At 64.7% G+C, this 20,099-nt stretch carries 24 protein-coding genes; 19 read left to right on the top strand and 5 right to left on the bottom strand.

The genetic code is table 11. The features are described from left to right. Positions 1–1,048, top strand: a 1,048-nt coding sequence (locus tag WMO24_RS13680) for an FILTED domain-containing surface protein (RefSeq protein WP_349216914.1), incomplete at its 5' end; no start/stop codon positions are given. 196 nt (positions 1,049–1,244) lie between these two features. Here WMO24_RS13680 and WMO24_RS13675 read toward each other — a convergent pair. The 3 genes from WMO24_RS13675 to WMO24_RS13665 all read right to left on the bottom strand — a co-directional run bounded on the left by WMO24_RS13675 (position 1,245) and on the right by WMO24_RS13665 (position 4,022). Further along, entirely contained in the window at positions 1,245–2,003 is a 759-nt protein-coding gene (locus tag WMO24_RS13675) for a nucleoside phosphorylase (RefSeq protein ID WP_349216913.1), read from the bottom strand. A gap of 61 nt (positions 2,004–2,064) precedes the next feature. Further along, on the bottom strand, positions 2,065–2,859 hold the full coding sequence (locus WMO24_RS13670) for a gluconate 5-dehydrogenase (RefSeq protein WP_349216912.1): 795 nt from the start codon (positions 2,857–2,859) through the stop codon (positions 2,065–2,067). A gap of 11 nt (positions 2,860–2,870) precedes the next feature. Next, the gene (locus tag WMO24_RS13665) at positions 2,871–4,022 is read right to left on the bottom strand and encodes a DUF2207 family protein (protein ID WP_349216911.1); all 1,152 of its coding nucleotides are present in this window, start codon (positions 4,020–4,022) and stop codon (positions 2,871–2,873) included. Positions 4,023–4,140: 118 nt separating this feature from the next. On the opposite strand from WMO24_RS13665, the gene WMO24_RS13660 reads away from it, so the two are divergent. The 11 genes from WMO24_RS13660 to WMO24_RS13610 all read left to right on the top strand — a co-directional run bounded on the left by WMO24_RS13660 (position 4,141) and on the right by WMO24_RS13610 (position 12,663). Then, positions 4,141–4,629 (top strand): COG2426 family protein, encoded by a 489-nt coding sequence (locus tag WMO24_RS13660; RefSeq protein WP_349216910.1) that lies wholly within the window; start codon positions 4,141–4,143, stop codon positions 4,627–4,629. Positions 4,630–4,764: 135 nt separating this feature from the next. Next, complete coding sequence (locus WMO24_RS13655) at positions 4,765–5,274, top strand: RNA polymerase sigma factor (RefSeq protein ID WP_349216909.1); 510 nt, start codon at positions 4,765–4,767, stop codon at positions 5,272–5,274. 1 nt (position 5,275) lies between these two features. Next, a complete protein-coding gene (locus tag WMO24_RS13650; protein WP_349216908.1) occupies positions 5,276–5,728 on the top strand; it encodes a zf-HC2 domain-containing protein in 453 nt (150 codons plus the stop codon). A 13-nt stretch (positions 5,729–5,741) separates the two neighbouring features. Next, the gene (locus tag WMO24_RS13645) at positions 5,742–6,302 is read left to right on the top strand and encodes a hypothetical protein (RefSeq protein ID WP_349216907.1); all 561 of its coding nucleotides are present in this window, start codon (positions 5,742–5,744) and stop codon (positions 6,300–6,302) included. Continuing rightward, positions 6,299–7,048: a hypothetical protein gene (locus tag WMO24_RS13640; protein WP_349216906.1), complete on the top strand. Its 750-nt coding sequence runs from the start codon at positions 6,299–6,301 to the stop codon at positions 7,046–7,048. Before WMO24_RS13645 ends, WMO24_RS13640 begins: the two co-directional genes overlap by 4 nt. Positions 7,049–7,138: 90 nt before the next feature. Next, complete coding sequence (locus WMO24_RS13635) at positions 7,139–8,458, top strand: MFS transporter (RefSeq protein ID WP_349216905.1); 1,320 nt, start codon at positions 7,139–7,141, stop codon at positions 8,456–8,458. 4 nt (positions 8,459–8,462) lie between these two features. Continuing rightward, positions 8,463–9,374: a zinc dependent phospholipase C family protein gene (locus WMO24_RS13630; RefSeq protein ID WP_349216904.1), complete on the top strand. Its 912-nt coding sequence runs from the start codon at positions 8,463–8,465 to the stop codon at positions 9,372–9,374. Continuing rightward, positions 9,364–9,525, top strand: coding sequence for a glycine zipper domain-containing protein (locus tag WMO24_RS13625; RefSeq protein ID WP_349216903.1), 162 nt, complete (start codon positions 9,364–9,366; stop codon positions 9,523–9,525). The genes WMO24_RS13630 and WMO24_RS13625 overlap by 11 nt, the downstream gene beginning before the upstream one ends. A 193-nt stretch (positions 9,526–9,718) precedes the next feature. Continuing rightward, the gene (locus WMO24_RS13620; RefSeq protein ID WP_349216902.1) at positions 9,719–10,870 is read left to right on the top strand and encodes an MFS transporter; all 1,152 of its coding nucleotides are present in this window, start codon (positions 9,719–9,721) and stop codon (positions 10,868–10,870) included. Between the two features lie 15 nt (positions 10,871–10,885). After that, the gene (locus WMO24_RS13615) at positions 10,886–11,371 is read left to right on the top strand and encodes a hypothetical protein (protein ID WP_349216900.1); all 486 of its coding nucleotides are present in this window, start codon (positions 10,886–10,888) and stop codon (positions 11,369–11,371) included. A 44-nt stretch (positions 11,372–11,415) separates the two neighbouring features. Further along, entirely contained in the window at positions 11,416–12,663 is a 1,248-nt protein-coding gene (locus WMO24_RS13610) for a glycoside hydrolase family 10-like protein (RefSeq protein ID WP_349216899.1), read from the top strand. Between the two features lie 63 nt (positions 12,664–12,726). Here the strand turns inward: WMO24_RS13610 and WMO24_RS13605 are convergent, their stop codons facing one another. Beyond that, on the bottom strand, positions 12,727–13,395 hold the full coding sequence (locus WMO24_RS13605; RefSeq protein ID WP_349216898.1) for an MBL fold metallo-hydrolase: 669 nt from the start codon (positions 13,393–13,395) through the stop codon (positions 12,727–12,729). A 138-nt stretch (positions 13,396–13,533) separates the two neighbouring features. On the opposite strand from WMO24_RS13605, the gene WMO24_RS13600 reads away from it, so the two are divergent. The 7 genes from WMO24_RS13600 (at position 13,534) to WMO24_RS13570 (ending at position 18,402) form a co-directional block, all read left to right on the top strand. Next, positions 13,534–14,130, top strand: coding sequence for a hypothetical protein (locus WMO24_RS13600; RefSeq protein WP_349216897.1), 597 nt, complete (start codon positions 13,534–13,536; stop codon positions 14,128–14,130). A gap of 1 nt (position 14,131) precedes the next feature. Continuing rightward, entirely contained in the window at positions 14,132–14,680 is a 549-nt protein-coding gene (locus tag WMO24_RS13595) for an HdeD family acid-resistance protein (RefSeq protein ID WP_349216896.1), read from the top strand. Positions 14,681–14,794: 114 nt separating this feature from the next. Further along, complete coding sequence (locus tag WMO24_RS13590) at positions 14,795–15,442, top strand: 5-bromo-4-chloroindolyl phosphate hydrolysis family protein (protein ID WP_349216895.1); 648 nt, start codon at positions 14,795–14,797, stop codon at positions 15,440–15,442. 19 nt (positions 15,443–15,461) lie between these two features. Beyond that, complete coding sequence (locus tag WMO24_RS13585; RefSeq protein WP_349216894.1) at positions 15,462–16,613, top strand: toxic anion resistance protein; 1,152 nt, start codon at positions 15,462–15,464, stop codon at positions 16,611–16,613. Then, a complete protein-coding gene (locus WMO24_RS13580) occupies positions 16,610–17,143 on the top strand; it encodes a hypothetical protein (RefSeq protein WP_349216893.1) in 534 nt (177 codons plus the stop codon). The genes WMO24_RS13585 and WMO24_RS13580 overlap by 4 nt, the downstream gene beginning before the upstream one ends. After that, positions 17,140–18,045 carry a TPM domain-containing protein gene (locus WMO24_RS13575; RefSeq protein WP_349216892.1) on the top strand — a complete coding sequence of 302 codons (906 nt, stop codon included), beginning with the start codon at positions 17,140–17,142 and terminating at the stop codon, positions 18,043–18,045. The genes WMO24_RS13580 and WMO24_RS13575 overlap by 4 nt, the downstream gene beginning before the upstream one ends. Positions 18,046–18,141: 96 nt before the next feature. Next, the gene (locus WMO24_RS13570; protein ID WP_349216891.1) at positions 18,142–18,402 is read left to right on the top strand and encodes a hypothetical protein; all 261 of its coding nucleotides are present in this window, start codon (positions 18,142–18,144) and stop codon (positions 18,400–18,402) included. Positions 18,403–18,959: 557 nt separating this feature from the next. Here WMO24_RS13570 and WMO24_RS13565 read toward each other — a convergent pair. Then, on the bottom strand, positions 18,960–19,724 hold the full coding sequence (locus WMO24_RS13565; protein WP_349216890.1) for a type III pantothenate kinase: 765 nt from the start codon (positions 19,722–19,724) through the stop codon (positions 18,960–18,962). Positions 19,725–20,099 lie beyond the last annotated feature (375 nt).

Below are 20,099 nucleotides of genomic sequence, written 5' to 3'. Positions count from 1 at the left end.
GGCCAGCATGCCCGAAGTGACGGCAGCCGAAGGCTACACCTGGTACGACAAAAACTGGTACACCGATGATACCTACAGCACTGTGGCCAACGCCACTGTCACCGCGGACACCACCTTCTACGCATACTGCGACACCGACGTTCTGGTCGACCCGGGCAAGGATCCGGACGGCAACCCGGACAACGGCGACGGAATCCCCGATTCCAAGCAAGTCATCGTGACCTTTGAAGCGATCAACGGCGTGGTGCGGCCGAAGGGCGGCACAGACGCCGACAATGCAAAGAGCATCAGCACCGTGGTCACCCTGCTGGATGAGAACGGCATGCCCGCAGCGAACGGCACTGGCTACCTGACCGATGCGCAGATCCCCGAAGCTCTGTCCAACATGGGCTATGACGGCGACAGCGCGGTATGGACTCCCGAGACCCCGACGACGACCTACGGCATTACGAAGACCATGACCTTTGTGGTGGACTTCAGCGCCAACGGCACGCCGGTGACCCCGCCGGATGAAGGCGGCGAGACCCCGACCACCCCGACCACTCCCACCACCCCGGTAACGCCGGGCACGGAGGAGCCGGAGGAACCCGCTGAGGAGACCCCGGCCGAAGAGGAGCTGGAGGACGAAGAGGCTCCGCTGGCTTCCGGTGAAGAGGGCGAGGAGATCGCGGACGAAGAGGCTCCGCTGGCAGCACCTGCGGGCGCAGCCTGGGCCCTGCTGAACCTGATCCTGGCCATCCTGACCGCTCTGGGCAGCGTGCTGCTGCTGATCGGTTACATCGGCAAAAAGAAGAAAGAAGAAGAGAATGAGAACGGCGAAAACGTCGAGTACACCGTCAAGAAGAAAGGTGTCTGGCGTGTGCTCAGCCTGATCCCGGGCATTGGCGCCATCGTGGCGTTCATCCTGACCGAGAACATGCGCAACCCGATGGTCTTCACCGACCGCTGGACCCTGCTGATGGTCATCATCGCAGTCATCCAGGTCATCGTGGCGATTCTGGCAAAGAAAGAAAAAGAAGAGCCCGACGATCGTGAAGCCCAGGCCTAAGACATTCTTTTCAACACACACCTGAAAAAGACCCGGCCCCGAAGCACCTGCTTCGGGGCCGGGTTTTGTTTGTGTGCAGAGGCGCCTGGTTTTGGCCGGCACCCGACACAGGAACCGGAAAAACGCGCCCGTCCGCGCAAAAAACGGACCGTCTGCGCCCGGGGGCACAAACGGTCCGTTGTTTTATCAATGCCGGTCAGAACGTCTCCATCAGTTCCAGAGCCGTGCGCAGCAGGTTGGCGCGCACCCCGTGGCGGCGGTCCCAGCCGCGGGCGTCCCAGGCGGCGCCGCTCACATCGTCCCCGGCGTACAGCAGCTGCGCCAGCGGCAGGTCGTAATAGCGGGATACCGCGAAAAACGCCGCCGCTTCCATCTCCACCGCCAGACAGCCCTCTTCCCGCCGGCGCCGCACCAGAGCGGGCGTCTCCCGGTACAGCGCGTCGGTGGTCCAGGTGAGGCCCGGCGTGTAGGGAATGCCCAGCCGGTCCAGCCCGGCGCAAAGGTCCGCCAGCGCCCCCGGATGGCATTCCACGGTGCGGGCAGGGGGCAGGTAATTGTAGGACGTGCCCTCGTCCCGCAGCGCGGCGGTGGGCACAAAGATTTCGCCCGCGCGGGAATTCTCCCGCAAAGCGCCCGCACCGCCGCACACCAGAAAGCGGCTGCACCCCATGGCGTGCAGCTCTTCGATGGTGCAGGCCGCGCCCGGCGCCGTGGAGAAGGGCATGGTCACGCACACGTCGCCGCCGTCCCCGTACACGGTCAGGTCCAGCACTTCGGCGTGCAGCTGCCCGATGGGCCGCAGCCCCCGCTGGCGCACCAGCTGCTCCAGCTCTGTGCGGAAAAAGGTAATAACGCATTTGGGCGGAAGTGTTTTGCTGAGAAAATCCCCGGGGCGGATGAGTGCGTCCCGGTCTGTGTCAAATTCGCACACAGGAGATGGGTGTTCTAAAATCATGGTGATTCTCCTTGCAAAAAGCCGCCCGCGCCCGTGGCGCGAACGGCTGCTGTCGATGGTTTCAGGGTTGCTTTCCCAGATAGGCCAGAATGCCGCCGTCCACATACAGAATGTGCTCGTTCACAAAATTGGACGCATCCGAGGCCAGAAACACCACCGGCCCCGCCAGATCGTCCGGCTGGCCCCACCGGCCCGCCGGCGTGCGGCCCCGAAGAAAGGCGTCAAAGGGATGCATGCTGCCGTCCGGCCCCGGCTGGCGCAAGGGCGCGGTCTGGGACGTGGCGATGTACCCCGGCCCGATGCCGTTGCACTGAATGTTATAGGCCCCGTATTCGGCGGCGATGTTTTTGGTGAGCATCTTCAGCCCGCCCTTGGCCGCCGCGTAGGCGCTGACCGTCTCCCGGCCCACCTCGCTCATCAGGGAACAGACGTTGATGATCTTGCCGTGGCCCCGGCGCACCATGCCCGGCAGCACTTCCCGGGCCATGAGAAAGGGAGCCACCAGGTCCACGTCCACCACCCGGCGGAAATCCGCCGCCTCCATGCGGCACAGCTCGGTGCGCTGAATGACGCCCGCATTGTTGACCAGAATATCGATGGGCCCCGCCTCGGCTTCCGCCTGCCGGACCAGGCGGCGCACCTGCGCTTCGTCGGTCACGTCCGCCACATAGCCCCGGGCCTCAACGCCCGCGTCCCGATAGGCGCGCACGCCCTCGTCCCGGTGGTCGGCCCGGCTGCTGTTGAACACCAGCGCCGCCCCGGCCCGGGCCAGCGCCAGCCCCATGGAAAACCCGATGCCGTGGGCGCCGCCGGTCACCAGCGCGGTGCGCCCGCGCAGAGAAAACAGTTCATCCATACAAAAAACCTCTATTGTTCGTCGTTTTTGGTCAGCGCCGTCTCCACGCTGAAGCGGAACGAGGCCACAAACGCCTGGGTGGAAAAGTCCTGATAACCGCCGGTGTACCACACGGGCGCGTGGCGGCACAAGCCGGCAAATGCCTCGGCCCACACGTCCGCCAGGCCGAACACATAGGCGTAGGGCAGCGCCGTGTAAAAGCAGTCGGGGTTTTCTTCCAGAAGGTCCGTCAGCTGGTCCCGGGGCGGGTTCTCCAGATACCGGAACAGCCCCAGAAGACGGGTGCAGGCCACCCGGTGGTAGTCGGTGGGGCGGGCCAGCAGCGGCGCCAGCAGGCACCCGGCCAGCACCAGCAGAAAGCTGGGCACCGTGAGCCACAGCGGCGTGGAGCAGCCCAGCGCGCACACCGCGCCGCCCACCCCGGCCAGAATGCCCAGCACCGCCCCGGCCCCGGCCCACAGGACCCGGGCCCCGGTGCGCAGGAAGTGCCAGCGGCGGAAAGCCGTGTGCATCAGGAATGCCAGCATCACCAGCGGCACGCAGGCGGCCAGCGCCCAGCCCACCCCGGCACGGGACAGACCCAGAAACAGCGCCAGACACCCCGCAAAGGGCACCAGCAGAGAGTGCACCAGCGTCTGGGGCTGGTACAGCCGGCGCTCGCCGGAGAAGGATTCGGCCAGCTGCTCCTTGGCCTGCTCCAGCCGGGCGGCAAACCCGTCGTCCGGCCGGGTCAGATGGCACAGCGCCGCGCCATCTGGGAACAGCGCTTCAAACAGGGTGCGCTCCCACACGGGGGCGTCCGCGGGCAGGTCCCGGCGGCGGGTCAGCACCAGCGGCGTCTGCTCGGGGTCGCTGCCGTCCCATTCGTCGCTGGACACCGTCACAAGGCCCCGGCGCGCAAACACCAGGATCAGCGACAGCAGGTCCCGGTCGTCGGCCTCGCCGTCCATGAGAAAGCCCGCCTGCGCGCTGGAAAGGTCCTGGGGCACCGCAAAGGCCGCCCCGGCCCGCAGCGTTCCGCGCAGCCCGCCCAGCGCCCGGGCCAGCACCACCAGCCCGCTGAGCGCCGCCAGCGCCAGAAACACCCACACGGCCGCGGGGGTGTTTTCCACCGCGTCCCGGCCCACGCCGGCCGCCAGAGCAAAACAAACCATCTCTTTCATGAAGGCACCCTCTTTCTTTTGCCCACAGTATAGCATATTTTGCCGCCGGGTTGCAAAGTTTTGCAAAATCAAGTATCATTATCTCTGGCTTCTTATTTTCAATCACAAGGAGAACGTCATGATTGCATTGCTGAAAAAATATTTCTGGGTCCTGTTCGTGTCCATGGCCCCCATTGTCGAGCTGCGCGGCGCGGTGCCCATCGGCGTGGGCATGGGCTTGCCGCTGGTGCCCACTTACCTGGTGGCGGTGCTGGGCAACATGCTGCCGGTGCCCATCATTCTGTTGTTCGCAAAGCGGGTGCTGCTGTGGTGCACCACCTGGCCCGGCGCACTGGGCCGCTTTTTCACCAAGATCTATGAAAAAGGCGTCAAGGCCGGCGATAAAATGCAGGAAAAGGCGGGCCGGGGCATCTACTGGGCGCTGTACCTGTTCGTGGCCATTCCGCTGCCCGGCACCGGCGCCTGGACGGGCTGCCTGGCGGCCACGCTGCTGGATTTGAAGTTCTGGCCCAGCGTGGCGGCCGTGCTGGGAGGCGTCATGACCGCGGGGCTCATCATGCTGCTGGGGTCCATGGGCCTGTTCGGCGCACTGAGCTTTCTGTTCTGAAAAAACGGCATGGCACCGGCCATGCCGCTTTTTTTCTGCGGCAAAACTTTTTTGAAAAATGTTGAAGAAAACCGCGCCCTTCAGCCGTTACATATACGAAGGGCAGCGAAAAGGTGGTGAGCGCGGCAAGCGGCGATGAACAATGAACAATTTACGCACATGGTGCAGCAGTACGAGCGGCTGGTCTACACCATCTGCTACCAATTCACCAAAGACCACCAGCTGGCCGAAGATCTGGCCCAGGAGACCTTCCTGGCCGCGTACAGCCACCGCGACGACTGCCCTGCCGACAACTACAAGCCGTGGCTGGCCCGCATCGCCACCAACAAGGCCAAGGATTATTTGAAAAGCGCCTATCACCGACGGGTGCAGGCCGCCGAGGACGACGCCATGGCCGTGCTGGCCGCGCCGCCCGGCACCGGCCCCGAGGATGTGACCATCGACCGGGACAGCGCCCTGCGCATCGAGCACGAGATCCGGGCGCTGAAAGAACCATACCACATGGTGTCGGTGCTGTATTTTCTGGAAGAGAACAGCATCGACGAGATCGCCCGCCGGCTGGAACGGCCGCCCAAGACCGTTCACACCCAGCTGTACCGGGCCAAACAACTTTTGAAAAACGCATTGGAAAGGGGGAAGGGCTGACATGGAACTGTTTTTGGAAAACGGGCATCTGACCGACGAAGCCCTGCACGCCTCATTGGAAGGCACTTTGGACGAGATGGGGCGGCTGGAAGTGGCCGAACATCTGAGCTTCTGCGACAGCTGCCTTTTGCGCTACACAGCGCTGCTGGAAGACGACGTCCTGCTGGAGCCGGAACATCCGCTGACGCCGGGCGTGCTGGAGCGCATCCGCCGCCGGGTGGTGCGCGTGTTCTTCAACCGGTACGCCGCCGCGGCGGCCGCCGTGGTGCTGGCCGTGACCTTCTGGAGCACGGGTCTGTTCCGGGACATCAGCACCATCCGCACCCGGGACCCCGAACCGCCCGCGTCCCAGTCCCAGCAGGTGGAAATGCATGCCGCCGCACGGGTGAACGCCTTCTTCCGCACGGCTTCCTATCACTTGAACCAGGGTTTTGCCGACCTGTTCCATCAATAAGGAGAGAATCGCTATGAATCGTAAAAATGGATTTTGGACCTTCTGCTTTGCCTTCATCCCCGGCGGGGGCCAGATGTACCAGGGGTATATGAAGCGGGGCCTGTCCCTGATGAGCATGTTCATGTTCGTCATCTTCCTGTCGGCCTTTCTGGGCATGGGCCTGCTGAGCCTGATGCTGCCCGTCATCTGGGCCTATTCCTTCTTCGACACCTTCAACATCCATAGCCAAACCCCCGAGCAGGCCGCCCAGAACCCCGACGATTATCTCATTGACGTCAGCGGCCTCATGGGCGAAAACGGCCGCCGCCTGCTGTCCCGCCGCCACAAGCTGATCGGCTGGGGACTGGTGGTGCTGGGCGTGTACGCGCTGTACGCCAACTTTGTGCGCCCGGCTTTGTGGAACGCCGTGTACGCCTACGACCTGACCTGGCTGCAGTGGCTGCTGGACAGCCTGTCCACGCTGGTGGTGGCCGTGCTGCTGGTGGTGCTGGGCGTGTACCTGCTGAAGGGCGGCCCGGCCCGGCAGAACCCGGACGAGGACTACACCGCCTTTAAGGGAGGCGAGGAGCAATGAGCGAACAGGAACTGTGCAGCGCCCCCGTGGAACAGACGCCGCCCCCCGCACCCCCCGCGCCCCGGCCCGTGCGCCGGGTGGGCACCACCACCATGGGTCTGGTGCTGGTGGTGGCGGGCATCGCCATCACCGCGGGCATGCTGAACCCGGACCTGGACTTCTCGCTGCTGTGCAAACTGTCGCTGCTGGTGCTGGTGGCCCTGGGCGTGGAAGTGCTCATCGCCGCCTGTACGGCCCGGCAGGCAAAGCTGAAATACGACGTCCTGTCCATGTTTGTGTGTGCGTTTCTCATCATCGCCGCCCTGTGCGGGACCGCCGCCGCGCCGATGCTGGAGTATGTGGGCCCGGCCCGTCAGAAGGCGGTCCGCCAGCTGGAAGACCAGTGGACCGACCAGGTGCTGGACAGCCTGCGCGGTCAGGAGAACGTGCTGGACGTGAGCTGCTGGCTGTACGCGGACGATTGGTCCACCACCGCCGAGATCCAGCGGGACGGCTTTGACGTCGTTTCCAACGCCCATATACATGTGACCCTGCTGGGCGATTACGCCGACGAGGCATCCTTTGCCGAGGCCTGCGCCCCGGTGGTGGAAGCACTGCGGGACACCTCGGTCGAGGCCCCGACGCTGGAGATCCACTGGAACGGCGCGGGCACCTTTTTCGATCTGTATCTGGACACACCCTTTGCCTGGGAACAGACCGACCTGACCCCTTACGTCAGCGGCGGAAATTTTGAACAAGCCGGGTAAAACCCCTGTAAAAAACCGGAAAAGCGGTTGTGATTTTTGCCCCGGAATGCTACACTAAAAACGGTATTTGAGAAAAAGAGGTGTGCATTTGTGGGTATTTTGAAGGGGTATTCCAAGGAAGAAAAAAGCTGGATGATGTACGACTGGGCCAACAGCGCCCACTCGGTGATCGTGGTCACCATCCTGCCCATTTTCTTCAACACCATCGCCACCGAGCGGGGCATGAGCCTGTGGGGCTTTGCCACCAGCGCGGCCATGCTCATCGTGGCGCTGCTGGCACCCATTCTGGGCGCATTCGGCGATTTTAAGGGCTACCGCAAAAAACTGTTCTTTGTGTTTATGCTGCTGGGCGCGGCCTCCTGCGCGTTTCTGGCGCTCACGCCGCTGATGGACCTGTCCACCCCCGAGCACATGGAGACGGTGGCCATGCTCATCCTGGTGCTGTACATCGTCAGCACCATCGGCTTTGCCGGGGCCAATTTGTATTACGACAGCTTTTTGAACGACGTCACCACCCCCGAGCGCATGGACAAGGTGTCCACCATGGGCTACGGCCTGGGCTACATCGGCGGGTCCACCATTCCGCTGCTGCTGTTCTTGCTGCTGGTGGGTGCCTTCGGGGTGGACATGATGTCCGCCATGTCCTTCGCCTTCGGGCTGACGGCCGTGTGGTGGTTTGTGTTCAGCCTGCCGCTATTGAAAAACGTGGAGCAGAAAAGCTATCAGGAAAAGGACCCGCACCCCGTGCGCAGCAGCCTGAAAAAGCTGGCCGGCACCGCCCGGGAGATCTACGCCCATAAAAACATGTTCGTGTACCTCATCGCCTATTTCTTCTACATCGACGGCGTGAACACGGTCATCCACATGTCCACCAGCTACGGCGACACCCTGGGGCTGGACTCCACCAAAATGCTGCTGGCGCTGCTGCTGGTGCAGGTGCTGGGCCTGCCCTTCTGCCTGCTGTACATCAAACTGGCGGACAAGTTCGGCGCCCGGTTCATGGTGGGCGTGGGCATCGGCGTGTACTGCTTCATCACGGTGTTTGCCTTCTTCATCAGCAAGGAATGGCACTTCTGGGTGCTGGCCATTCTGGTGGCCACCAGCCAGGGCGGCATTCAGGCCCTCAGCCGCAGCATGTTCGGCAAGATCATTCCGGACAAAAAGCGCACCGGCGAGTTCTTCGGCTTCTACGACATCTTCGGCAAGTTCTCGGCCATCATCGGCCCCACGCTGGTGGGCATCACCTCTTCGCTGGCGTACGACGTCATCCACAGCGCCAATCCCGCCCTGTCGGCCGAGGCCGTGGAGGCACAGGCCGCGCCCTGGGGCGTGCTCAGCATTCTCATCGTCTTCCTCATCGGCGGCTTCACGTACTTTTTCGTGCTGCCGAAATATCTGAAAAAGGACTGATCCCATGCCCGAGGCATATACGCATATCCGCATCGCCCGGGCGGCCCAGCAGCGCGCCGCCCAGCCGGTGCCCAGCCAGAACGCCTTTGAAATGGGCGCCCAGGGGCCGGACCCTCTGTTCGCCTACAAGGTGCTTTCCCGCCACAAACCCTTTGACCTGGCGGGCCTGGGCGACCGCATGCACGAAGAGCAGTGCGGCGCCTTTCTGCGCAGTCTGGTGTTCCGGGCCTTCACATCGGCCCAGCGCAGCTATGTGATGGGCTTTCTCACCCATTACGCCGCCGACGCCACCCTGCATCCCTACGTGGCGGCGCAAACCGCGCCGGGCGGCGTGTTCGCCCGGCCCTACGGCCACGGCTTCTGCGAAGTGGCCATGGACAGCTGGTTCCATCAAACCGATCAGGGCAGCCCCGCCGTCCCGGCGGACACGGCGGCCCCGCCCCTGTACACGGCCCAGCTGGCCGAAGTCACCGAGCTGCTGCACGCCTGCATTCTGGAGGTGTACGGGCAGGACATCACCCGGGAAGCGCTGGCCGATGCCTTTCACGACTTCCGCTGGCTGCACGGGCTGTTCTGTTCGCCCCGGGGCGGCCGGCGCGCGCTGGTCACCCTGGCGGAAACGCTGGTGCTGCACAAGCCCGGCTGGGGCCGTTCGCACATGACCCCGGCCAAACTCCCCCGGGACGGTTTTCCCGCCCGCTGGCACGACCCCTATACCGACCAGGACCGGGAGGAAGACCCGGCCCAGCTGGCCGACCGGGCCGCGAACCTGGCGGCCGAGTATCTGCGGGAGGCCAGCGGCTACTGGCAGGGCCTGGGCAGCAAGGAGCGGCTGGCCCAAAAGCTGGGGGACCGCAGCTATACCACGGGCCTGCTGAGCCGGCCGGCCCCGGAGGAAGACGCCCATGAAGCCTGAAAAAACGCCCGAAAAACAAGCCGGGTCCCATTCCATGCTGGCCTTGGGCCTGTGTTTCGGGGTAGCGCTGGGCACGGCCTGGGACAATCTGGCCCTGGGCCTGTGCGTGGGTCTGCTGCTGGGCACCGCCCTGGAAAACGTTCGGAAATAAACACGCAAAGGAACATCCGCGCCCCCGGCTTGCCCTGCCGGGGGCGCTGTGTTATACTGAAAGAAATCTGTTTCATCAGGAGGGCGCTTCGCCGTGCATCGTCCCATCTAAAACCGGAAGACGCCTGGTCCGGTCCCGCCGGGTGCGGGGCCGTGCTTTGCTGTATCTGCGTTTTGGAAAGGATGATTTTTTTATGCAACGTTCTCAACGGGGCGTGGCGGCGCTGTGCCTGACGGCGTTTTTGCAGGGCATGGTGTTCTACGCGCCGGTAGCCGCATTGTACCGCACCCAGGCGGGCATCAGCCTGGGGCAGATCGCCCTCATCGAAAGCATCTCCTGGCTGGTGGTGCTGGCGCTGGAGATCCCCTGGGGCCTGTTCACGGCCCGGGTGGGGTACCGGGCGTCGCTGCTGGTGTGCTGCGGGCTGTACTTTGTCTCCAAGCTGGTGTTCTGGCGGGCGGATTCCTTCGGCGATTTTCTGGCCGAGCGCCTGCTGCTGTCCGCGGTGGTGGCCGGCCTGTCCGGCTGCGACAGCGCCTGCGTGTGCCTGTGCGCGGGCGGGCAATCCCAGCGGGCCCTGGGCTTTTACGAGGCCGCGGGCATCGCCGGGCTGCTGGCAGCCAGCGTGGTGTTCGCACTGTTTTTGGGCCAGAACTACCGTCTGGCCGCGCTTTTGACCGCCGTCAGCTACGGGCTGGCCGCGCTGGCGGCACTGGCGCTGCCCGCTCTGCCCGCGCCGCCCCGGCAAAGCGCCCGCGCCCAGCTGGCGGCGCTGGCCGCGCAGCTGCGGGCCGCACCCCGGTTCGCGCTGTTTCTGGTGGCCGGGGCGCTGCTGGCCGAGGTGTGCCAGTTTTCCACCGTGTTTTTAAGCCAGCTTCTCTGGGCGGACCGGGGCTTCGGGCCCGGCGCCCTCACCGTCGCCTATCTGGCGCTCACCGCCGCGGGCCTGTGCGCCGGCGGCTCCCACCGGGTCACCGGCCTGCTGGGGCCCCGCCGTCTGGGCCGGATGTGCTTTGGCACCGCCGCCGTGTGCTGCGCGGGCCTGGCGCTGGGGCCCGGCCCGGTGCTGTGCACCGTGTTCCTGCTGGCGCTGCAGCTGGCCGCCGGAGTCTACCGCCCCTGGGAGCTGTCCCGCCAGAACGCCTGCGCTTTGCGCTGGGGCCCGCCCAGCGTGATGCTGTCGGGCTATTCCATGGTGTCGGGGCTGGTGTCCGGCGCGGTGAACGCCGGCATGTCCCGGGCCGCCGACGTGTCCCTGTCGCTGGTGCTGGCCTGCTGCGCGGGCCTGTGCTGTGCCGGTGCGGTGCTGTTCGAAGCGGGCTTTCGCGCCCAATCCACCCAATAAAAGGAGAATCGACCCATGAATCCTCGTTTGAATGTGACCCAGAAAACCTACTACGCCTTGGGCGTGCTGGCCTCGGTGCTGAACCTGGCGGGCGGCGCGCTGTACCTGGCGGGCATCTACGCGGCGCTGCTGTTCAACATCGCCTCGTTTCTGGCCGGCGCCATGATGCTCATGACCGGCGCCTGCGCCGGGGTGAAAAGCCTGACCGGCCGCCTCAGCCTGCTGGCGGCGGCGCTGGTGGTGTTTTCCCTGATGGGCGGCGTGCCCGCCAAACTGGGCGGCGCGCTGGCCTGGCCCTGCTTTGCCGCGCCCTACTGGAAAAAGGGCGAGCCGCTGCACACCATGGTGTTCCTGACCTTCCTGGCCGGGGGCGTGCAGCTGGTGTTCAGCTTTGTGGCCCTGCCCGCGGCCCTGAAAGCCTGCCTGGCCGTGGTGTTTGCCGCCGTGCAGCTGGTGCTGGCCTATCTGCTGTACTGCGACCAGCGGGACAACGCCGCATAACCCTTCTTCCCCCCGCATAGAAATAGGGACAAGGAGGGAATGTTTTGCGCTTTTTGAAATCGCTTTTGTGTGCCGCCGTGTGCTGCGCGGTGCTGGCCGGGTGCGCTGCGCCCGCCGGGTCTGACAGCTCCCGGCCGGACTTCACCGGCGTGCCCGAAAACTGGCGCGCCACCGCCGACGAATCCGTGGCCCCGGCCGATTACCGGGCCGTGTGGATCAGCTATCTGGAATGGCCTTTGCTGGACACCTCTTCGTCCGACGCCTTCACCGCGTCCGTGGGCGCGCTGCTGGACAACTGTAAAGGTCTTGGCCTGAACACCGTCATTGTGCAGGTGCGCCCCTTTGCGGACGCCATCTATCCCAGCACCCTGTTCCCCTGGAGCCATCTGGTCACCGGCGTGCAGGGGCAGGCGCCGGACTTTGACCCCCTGGCCATTTTTGTATCCGAAGCCCATGCCCGGGATCTGTCCATCGAGGCGTGGTTCAACCCCTACCGGGTGTCGCTCAACGACCAGATGCCCCCGGCCCTGGCTCAGTCGGGCCTGACCGCCACCCATCCCGAATGGGTGAAAGAGGCCGCGGGCGGGCTGTATCTGGACCCTTCCCGTCAGGACGTGATGGATTACATCTGCGCCGGCGTGGACGAGGTGGTGCGCAATTACCAGGTGGACGGGGTTCAGTTTGACGACTATTTTTATCCCACCACCGAGGAAAGTTTCGACCTGGCCGAGTTCCAGGCCTCCGGCACCACCCTCTCGCTGGAGGACTGGCGGCGGGACAACGTGAACCGCCTGGTGCAGCAGGTGTACCAGACCGTGCACACCGCCGCTCAGGACACGGGCCGCACGCTGCGGTTCGGAATTAGTCCTCAGGGGAATAATGATAATAATTATAACACGCAGTATAGCGACGTGGGCCGGTGGATGTCCACGCCGGGGTATGTGGATTACGTGATGCCCCAGGTGTATTGGGGGTTTGACTACCGGCTGCAAAGCGGGTCGGACCAGTACGCCTTTGCCAACATCGTCAACCAGTGGGCGGCCATGCCCCGGGCGGAAGGGGTTTCGCTGTACTTCGGGCTGGGGGCCTACCGCATCGGGGACGGCGACGGCTCGTCCGCGCCCAGCGGGGAGTGGACCAGCGGCCGCAATCTGGCGGATATGGCCCGGTCGCTGGCGAAGAACGGGTACGGCTACAGCCTGTACCGGTACGCCAGCCTGTTTGCCAACAGTGCCTGGCCGGACCTGGCGGCCGCGGAGTGCGCGGCGCTGCGCCAGGCCAACGGCGTGTAAATCAAAAAAGACCCCCGTTCCGCGGAACGGGGGTCGTTTTTTTTCGTCTGTTGAAAGGGGCCGTCAGCCCACAAATTTGGAGCCGTTCCACTCTTTGCAGCGGATGCCCCGGGCGCGCAGCGCTTCGCACAGCTTGGCGCCGTTTTTGCCGGTGCCGGGGTTTTCGGCCTCGTCGTAGTGATACGGGATCACCAGACCCGGCGCGCGGCTCATCTGCGCGATCTGGTCGGGCACAGTCTGCTCGAATCCGGGCATGTTCCACACGCCGTCGCAGCAAACGAACAGCACGTCGCAGCGGATGTCGTCGTCCAGCACGTCGGTGTCGCCGGACAGATACCACCGCACGCCGCCGAACTCCAGCAGCAGGCCGAAGCCGAACCCTTCGGGGTGGTGTTTGTTCTCCGCCACCAGAGGCGTGACCATGGCGCCGCACTCAAACACCACAGTGGGGGACAGGCTGGTCACGGTGGTGATGTAATCGGGGTCGATCTCAAAGTCCGACTGCAGAAGCCGGCTCACCTCGGCGGTGGTGGCAAAGCAGGTGTCCTCTTTTTTCACGCGGGCGATGTCTTGCGGCGAATAGTGGTCGCCATGGCTGTGGGTGATGATGATCAGGTCCGCGTCCTGGGGGCGGTCTTCCAGCCCGTACGGGTCCACATAGATCACTACATCGTCTTTTTCAAAACAGACACAGCCGTGCTTCACAAAACGCACAAGTTGAAGGGGGTCCATAAAACAGCTCCTTATTTTTTGTTTGTATATTTTTTAAAATGTAGTATAATAGGCATGATATCGTTTCAGCCTACATGTGTACAATCACCATTGTAGCGAGTTTTTGCTAAAAAGTCAAAGACCGGAGGAAATATTTGGATGAAAACCAGTAAGAAACGTATTTTGGCATTTGTGTGCGCAGTGTGCGCGCTGGCTGCGTGCCTGTCGCTGACCGCCTGCTCCAGCGAGGCGGCCCCTGCGGAAGAAGACGACAGCATTGCCGAGACGGACCTTCTTCAGGCCGAGGCGGGCGGTTCCATCACCCTGCCGGAAGGTCTTTCCATGCCCGAGGAAAACAGCGCGTTTGTGACGCAGCTCAGCGGCGATACGCTGGCGGGCGCCTTTAAAAACGCCACGTCCAACTACAAGACCACAGGCTACTTCACCACCAACGGTTCCATCACCGTAACGGTCAGCGGCGAGCTGTTCACCGACGGCGTGGACACCCAGTGGAAGGACGCCACCTTCTCCCTGTGGAAGCAGGGCGACGAGACCACCCAGTACGTCAGCACCGTCCACTGGACGGCGGACGGCACCACCCAGACCTACACCTTCACCGGTCTGGAGCCGGGGGTCCCCTACCGGGTGGCCTTCACCTACAGCGACGTGTATCAGTACAAGCTGTCGGCCACGTTCAACATCACGGGCATCGTCAGCGAGACGGACAGCGAGGATTTGGATCTGAACGAGGAATAATATGAGCGACTGGAAGCGGATGAAATGGCTGCCCGTGGGCGCGGGGGCGCTGTTGTGTGTGCTGGGCCTGGCCTCGCTGCTGTGGCCGGCGGCGCTGGTGCGGCTTCTGCCCATTCTCATCGGGCTGGCCGTGCTGGTGCTGGGCACCGCCGAGATCGCCTACCGCCTGGCCATGCGCGCCGCGGGCGACGGGGGCGGCCCTCCGCTGCTGCAGGGGGCGGCGGCCCTGGCCGTGGGCCTGGTGCTGCTGCTGAACCGGGACGTGTCCATGGTGTTCATGGGCCTGGTGCTGGGCCTGTGGGCCCTGGTCAGCGCCGGGTTTCGCATCCGGGCGCTGGTGCGCCTGCGCCGGGCGGGTCTGCCCTGGGGCAGCGTGGCGCTGGACGCGGGCCTGAAACTGGTGCTGGCGGTGTTCATGCTGGTGCGCCCGGTAAAAACCATGACCCTGTGGGCGCAGCTGGTGGGGGTGTTCTTTCTCATCATCGGCGTGTCGGTCATTGTGTCCGCGCTGTACTTTGACCGCGCCTTCCACGACAGGGACGACTTCTGAGCCTGCGGGCCCCGCTTCGGCGGGGCCTTTTGCGTTTTTTTGTCGTGCATCGCCCTTTTCCTTGATTTGGCCCGCCGGCCATGCTATGATGAACCCAAGAGAGGAGAGATGCCCATGCCACGCATGGTGGAACAGAAGATCCGGTCCGCGGTGCCGCTGTATCTGGCGGCCGGGGCCTTTCTGGCAGCGTCGGCGCTGCTGCCCATCTATCAGTGGTGGGCCATCGTCCTGGCGGGGGTGCTGGCCGCCGGGGTGTATTGGGTCGCCGACAAAAAGATCCCGCCCCGCACGGTGCTGGTGGAGCAGCCGTACCAAACCGGCAGCCAGGACCTGGACGAGCTTCTGGCCCAGGCCCAGACCCGGCTGGATCAGCTGCATACGCTGAATGAGCGCATCCCCGACGCGGCGCTCAGCGCGGCCATTCTGCGCATGGAAAACGCGGGCGCGGCCATTCTGGAAAAGCTGTCCGCCGAGCCGGAGAAAGCCCGCAGCGCCCGGCGCTTTCTGGCCTATTACCTGCCCACCGCCGTGAAGGTGCTCACCGCTTACGCGGATTTGGAAGCCGCCGGCGCCGACGGCGAGAACGCCCGGGCTCTGGCCGCCCAGGTGGAGCAGAACGCCGGCACCATCGCCCGCGCCTTTGAAGCCCAGCTGGACAGCCTGTTCGCCGGGCAGGTGCTGGATGTCTCCACGGATTTGGAAGTGCTGGAGGCCATGGCAAAAAGCGACGGCCTGACCGACGGCCCCCAACTGACCCTGTAAAACGAAAGGATGAACAACCATGGAACAGAAACCCGAACTCACGCTGGAAATGCCCGCCCCCACCCTGACGCTGGACGCCCAGCCCGCCACCCCGGCCGACCAGAAGGCCGCTGAGGAAAAGGTGGAGCCTGTGGTGCTGGACGAGGAGAGCCTCTCCGAGGAAGAGCGCCGTCAGGTGGAGGAGTTTTCCCAGAAGATCGACCTTTCCAATTCCACGCAGGTGCTGCAGTACGGCGCCGCCAGCCAGAAGAAAGTGGCGGATTTTTCCGAAACGGCCCTCAACAGCATCCGCACCAAGGACTTGGGCGAAGTGGGCGACATGATCACGGGCCTTGTCACGGAGCTGAAAGGCTTTGACGCCACCGCCGAACAGCCCAAGGGCATTCTGGGCTTTTTCAAAAAGGCCGGCAATCAGATCGAGGAGCTGAAAACCCGCTACGCCAAGGCCGAGACCAACGTGGAGCGCATCGAGGGCATGCTGCAGGACCATCAGGTCCAGCTGCTCAAGGACATCGCCATGCTGGACAAGATGTACGAGATGAACATGGTCTATTACAAAGAGCTGACCATGTACATTGTGGCCGGCAAGAAAAAGCTGGCCGACGTGCGGGAAAACCAGCTGCCCAAGCTGGTGGAAAAGGCCAAGGCTTCGGGCCTGCCCGAGGACGCCCAGGCCGCCAAGGACCTGGAGGATCTGTGCACGCGCTTTGAAAAGAAGCTGTACGATCTGCAGCTGACCCGCAGCGTCTCCGTGCAGATGTCGCCCCAGATCCGCCTGATCCAGTCCAACGACACCATGATGGCGGAGAAGATCCAGACCTCCATCGTGAACACCATTCCCCTGTGGAAGAGCCAGATGGTCCTCAGCCTGGGCCTGGCCCACTCGCAGCAGGCCATCGAGGCCCAGCGCGCGGTCACGGATATGACCAACGAGCTGCTGCGCAAGAACGCCGCCGCCCTGAAGCAGGGCACCATCGAGGCCGCCAAGGAGTCCGAGCGCGGCATCGTGGATCTGGAGACGCTGAAACAGACCAACCAGAGCCTGATCGAAACCCTGGACGAAGTGGTGAAGATCCAGACCGAAGGCCGCGCCAAACGCGCCGCCGCCGAGACGGAGCTGGGCCGCATTGAGGGCGAATTGAAGGCCAAACTTTTGGAGATGGCTCAATGAAACACAGACTTTCCGAAAACCGCGCCCTGGGCGTGACGGCGCTGTGCTGCGCGGTCCTGGTGGGGGTGCTGGGCATCGGGTGCGCCAAGGTGCGCGCCGTGGCCCAGGCGCCCGCCGACTACTACCGCACCAGCATGTCCGCGGACTTTGCCGCCCGGGAGGCAGCGGCCGGTTCGCTGCTGGCGCTGGCCGAAGGCAACGTGGACGACAGCCTGCTCCAGTCCGCCCAGGCGGCGCTGGACGAAAGCTGTGCCGCCGCCGATGACCCGGCGGCCCGCTACGCCGCGGGCCTTTCGCTGAAAACGGCGGTGGAGCTGCTGTACAACGCCATGCCCGCCGACGAGCGGGACGGCCAGGGCAGCCCGGCGCAGATGGCCTGGTCGGAGTTCACCAGCCGCACTGCGATCTTGTCCCATGCGGTACCGGAATACAACGAGCTGGCGCGCACCGCCGCCCAAAAGCTGTCGGGCTTTCCGGCGCAGTTTCTGGCGGATCTGGCGGGCGCCCACACCGAGGAGATGACGGCATGAAGCTGAAAAAGCGCCTGGCCGCGCTGGCGGCCGCCGCGGTGCTGGCAGCGGCCTTCTGCGCACCCGCGCTGGCACTGCTCAGCCCCACCGCGGATTTTTATGTCAACGACAGCGCCGGCGTGCTGGACGAAGCCACCGAGCGCCAGATCGTGGAACAGAACGACGGGCTGTACGCAGCCTGCGGCGCACAGATCGTGGTGGTCACGGTCAACGATACCGAGGGCCTGGGCACCGCGGAGTACGCCTATCAGCTGGGCAATGAGTGGGGCATCGGCTCTTCGTCGGAAAACAACGGCGTGCTGCTGCTTTTGTCCATCGGCGAGCAGGATTATCAGTGCATTCAGGGCTCCGGGCTGGAGGATTCGCTGTCCACCATGACCCTCAGCCGCATTCTGCAGGAAGACCTGGAGCCGGACTTTGCCGCCGGCGATTACGACGCAGGCGTGCAGAAAACCTTTGATACATTGTACCGGCAGGTCTGCGCCATCTATGGGCTGGACCCGTCGAACCCGGCGGCCAACGTGGCGCCGGGCGCGGGCTATGAGCAGCCGGCATCCTCGGGCCTGTTCGGCCTGGGTCTGGCGGCGCTGGTGCTGCCGCTGGGCGCGCTGGTGCTGGTGCTGGTGGTGCTCTCGCTGCTGCGGCCGGTGCGCGTGGGGCGGTATCCCCGCTACGGTTGGCCCTATGTTCCGCACCGTCACATTTACCGGCGGCCCGGCCCGCCCCCGCCTCCTCCGGGGCCCTGGGGCGGTTCCATGCTGGGCGGCTCCGTGCGGCGTCCGCCCCGTCCGGGCGGCGGCAGCTTCCGCATGGGCGGAGGCGGCAGTTTCCGCAGCGGCGGCGGTTTTCGCGGCGGCGGAGGCGGCGGCTTCCGGGGCGGCGGTGCAGGCCGCGGCCATTGATGATGCAGGACGGCACAGCTTTTTCGCTGTGCCGTCTTTTTTGATGCAAGTTGGAAACAATCCCGGCGTAAAATGGCCGGGAAAGGAAGAGCGCCCATGAAGAAATTGTGGTTGATTTTGCTGGCGGCGTGCCTGTTGGGGTGCGTGCCCGCGCAGCCGGAAACAGAGCCGTTTCCGCCCAAAATGCAGATCCAGCGGCATGTGCCGGGGCAGGGGAGCACGATGTTGACGCTGGAGCGGACGCAGGCGGGCTGGCGGGTCTGCCGGACGCAGTACGACGAACAGTCCCGGCTGTGCCGAAGCCGGTGGACGGTGACCCGCCGCAGCGACCCCTCCGGCCTGCTATCCGGCTGGTGAAAAGAGCGCAGATAAAAAAGGGGACAAACGGCCGTACGCCTTTTTTCTCAGAACCATTGAAAAAGCTGTGTCATCCCGGCCCTCGCCCGCCCACAACAAGGGCGGGCGTTTGCTTACGCAAACCGGGCAGGCCGGTCGAAGGGCCGTGACAGGCCCTTCGTGGCTTCGCCATCCCGGCCCTCGCCCGCCCACAACAAGGGCGGGTGTTTGCTTGCGCAAACCGGGCAGGCCGGTCGAAGGGCCGTGACAGGCCCTTCGTGGCTTCGCCATCCCGGCCCTCGCCCGCCAAAATCGCGGCGGGCGTTTGCTTGCGCAAACCGGGCCAGCCGGTTGCGGACCATCTATGGTCCGCATTTCTCGCCCCATCCCGGCTCACGCCGTGACGGGTCCCCGCTCGAAACCCCGGCCCTCGCCCGCCAAAATCGCGGCGGGCGTTTGCTTGCGCGAACCGGGCCGGTTGCGGACCATCCGGGGGCCGCGTTTCTCGCCCTCAAAACAAAAACCGGGACCTTTTGCTGTCAAAAGGTCCCGGTTTGTTTTGTCTTTTGCAGGCGCTGTCAGCGGTTGCACTTCCACACATGGTACAGCCCGTCCAGAAGCAGGTTGGGCGCCAGCGTCACGTCCCGTTTGCAGTGGGGCACGATCATGCCGGCAATGCCGCCGGTGGCCAGTACCGTGCGGATGCAGCCCAGTTCGGCTTCGAACCGGTCCAGCATGCCGTCCAGCATGCTGGCGGTGCCCAGCACAATGCCGCTCTGCATGCTCTCCACGGTGGTCCGCCCGATGGCGTGGGCCGGCGGGCACAGGGCCAGCCCGCCCAGCTGGCTGGCTCCGCTGACCAGGGCGTTCAAACTCAGCAGCACGCCGGGCATGATGCTCACGCCCCGCACCGCGCCGGTTTCGTCCACCGCGGTCATCTTGGTGGCGGTGCCCAGGTCCAGCACCACGGCGGGCAGCGGCCAGACCGCCCGTGCCGCAATGGCGCCGGCCAGCAGGTCGTCCCCCAGTTCGGCGGGGTTCTCAATGTCCACGGTCACACCCGTGCGCAGGCTCTGGTGCAGAACCAGCGGCTTTACGCCGCACAGCGTGCCCAGCGCCCGGCACAGCGTGTCGGTCATGGGCGGCACCACGCTGGACAGCACCGCGTCCTCCACGTCATCGGGGCGCAGATGGTACAGCCGCAGAATGCCCTCCAGCTGCAGCGCGTACTGGTCGGCCTCCAGCGTCTTGTCGGTGGCCAGCCGGGTGGAGAACACCAGCGCCTCGTTCTGATATCCTCCCAGTACAATGTTGGTGTTGCCAATGTCTACGGCAAGAATCATATCCCTCGCTCCTTTTCCGGTCGGGCCAGCCGCGCGCCGGCCCATTCCATCAGCTGCCGGCACAGGTCTTCCCAGTCCGCCGGCTTGTTTTTCAGTTTCGGTACCGCGATGTCCCCGCTCGAAACCCCGGCTCTCGCCCGCCAAAAGCAGGACGGGCGTTTGCTTGCGCAAATCGAGCAGGCCGGTTGCGGACCATCCATGGTCCGCATTTCTCGCCCCATCCCGGCTCACGCCGTGACGGGTCCCCGCTCGAAACCCCGGCTCTCGCCCGCCCACAACGAGGGCGAGCGTTTGCTTACGCAAACCGAGCAGGCCGGTCGAAGGGCCGTGACAGGCCCTTCGTGGCTTCGCCACCCCGGCTCTCGCCCGCCCACA

This window comes from Ruthenibacterium intestinale (assembly GCF_040096265.1).
GTDB lineage: Bacteria > Bacillota > Clostridia > Oscillospirales > Ruminococcaceae > Ruthenibacterium > Ruthenibacterium komagatae.
The sequence above is the reverse complement of the archived record's forward strand: the minus strand, read 5'-3'. Positions and strand labels throughout refer to the sequence as shown.

Bases quoted from the DNA above. Each gene is read 5' to 3' on its own strand.
- WMO24_RS13590 (WP_349216895.1), top strand. From the start codon at position 14,795: ATGCCACGCATGGTGGAACAGAAGATCCGGTCCGCGGTGCCGCTGTAT.
- WMO24_RS13570 (WP_349216891.1), top strand. From the start codon at position 18,142: ATGAAGAAATTGTGGTTGATTTTGCTGGCGGCGTGCCTGTTGGGGTGC.
- WMO24_RS13640 (WP_349216906.1), top strand. From the start codon at position 6,299: ATGAGCGAACAGGAACTGTGCAGCGCCCCCGTGGAACAGACGCCGCCC.
- WMO24_RS13615 (WP_349216900.1), top strand. From the start codon at position 10,886: ATGAATCCTCGTTTGAATGTGACCCAGAAAACCTACTACGCCTTGGGC.
- WMO24_RS13620 (WP_349216902.1), top strand. From the start codon at position 9,719: ATGCAACGTTCTCAACGGGGCGTGGCGGCGCTGTGCCTGACGGCGTTT.
- WMO24_RS13605 (WP_349216898.1), bottom strand. From the start codon at position 13,395: ATGGACCCCCTTCAACTTGTGCGTTTTGTGAAGCACGGCTGTGTCTGT.
- WMO24_RS13650 (WP_349216908.1), top strand. From the start codon at position 5,276: ATGGAACTGTTTTTGGAAAACGGGCATCTGACCGACGAAGCCCTGCAC.
- WMO24_RS13630 (WP_349216904.1), top strand. From the start codon at position 8,463: ATGCCCGAGGCATATACGCATATCCGCATCGCCCGGGCGGCCCAGCAG.
- WMO24_RS13565 (WP_349216890.1), bottom strand. From the start codon at position 19,724: ATGATTCTTGCCGTAGACATTGGCAACACCAACATTGTACTGGGAGGA.
- WMO24_RS13655 (WP_349216909.1), top strand. From the start codon at position 4,765: ATGAACAATGAACAATTTACGCACATGGTGCAGCAGTACGAGCGGCTG.
- WMO24_RS13625 (WP_349216903.1), top strand. From the start codon at position 9,364: ATGAAGCCTGAAAAAACGCCCGAAAAACAAGCCGGGTCCCATTCCATG.
- WMO24_RS13600 (WP_349216897.1), top strand. From the start codon at position 13,534: ATGAAAACCAGTAAGAAACGTATTTTGGCATTTGTGTGCGCAGTGTGC.
- WMO24_RS13675 (WP_349216913.1), bottom strand. From the start codon at position 2,003: ATGATTTTAGAACACCCATCTCCTGTGTGCGAATTTGACACAGACCGG.
- WMO24_RS13595 (WP_349216896.1), top strand. From the start codon at position 14,132: ATGAGCGACTGGAAGCGGATGAAATGGCTGCCCGTGGGCGCGGGGGCG.
- WMO24_RS13575 (WP_349216892.1), top strand. From the start codon at position 17,140: ATGAAGCTGAAAAAGCGCCTGGCCGCGCTGGCGGCCGCCGCGGTGCTG.
- WMO24_RS13665 (WP_349216911.1), bottom strand. From the start codon at position 4,022: ATGAAAGAGATGGTTTGTTTTGCTCTGGCGGCCGGCGTGGGCCGGGAC.
- WMO24_RS13585 (WP_349216894.1), top strand. From the start codon at position 15,462: ATGGAACAGAAACCCGAACTCACGCTGGAAATGCCCGCCCCCACCCTG.
- WMO24_RS13660 (WP_349216910.1), top strand. From the start codon at position 4,141: ATGATTGCATTGCTGAAAAAATATTTCTGGGTCCTGTTCGTGTCCATG.
- WMO24_RS13670 (WP_349216912.1), bottom strand. From the start codon at position 2,859: ATGGATGAACTGTTTTCTCTGCGCGGGCGCACCGCGCTGGTGACCGGC.
- WMO24_RS13580 (WP_349216893.1), top strand. From the start codon at position 16,610: ATGAAACACAGACTTTCCGAAAACCGCGCCCTGGGCGTGACGGCGCTG.
- WMO24_RS13645 (WP_349216907.1), top strand. From the start codon at position 5,742: ATGAATCGTAAAAATGGATTTTGGACCTTCTGCTTTGCCTTCATCCCC.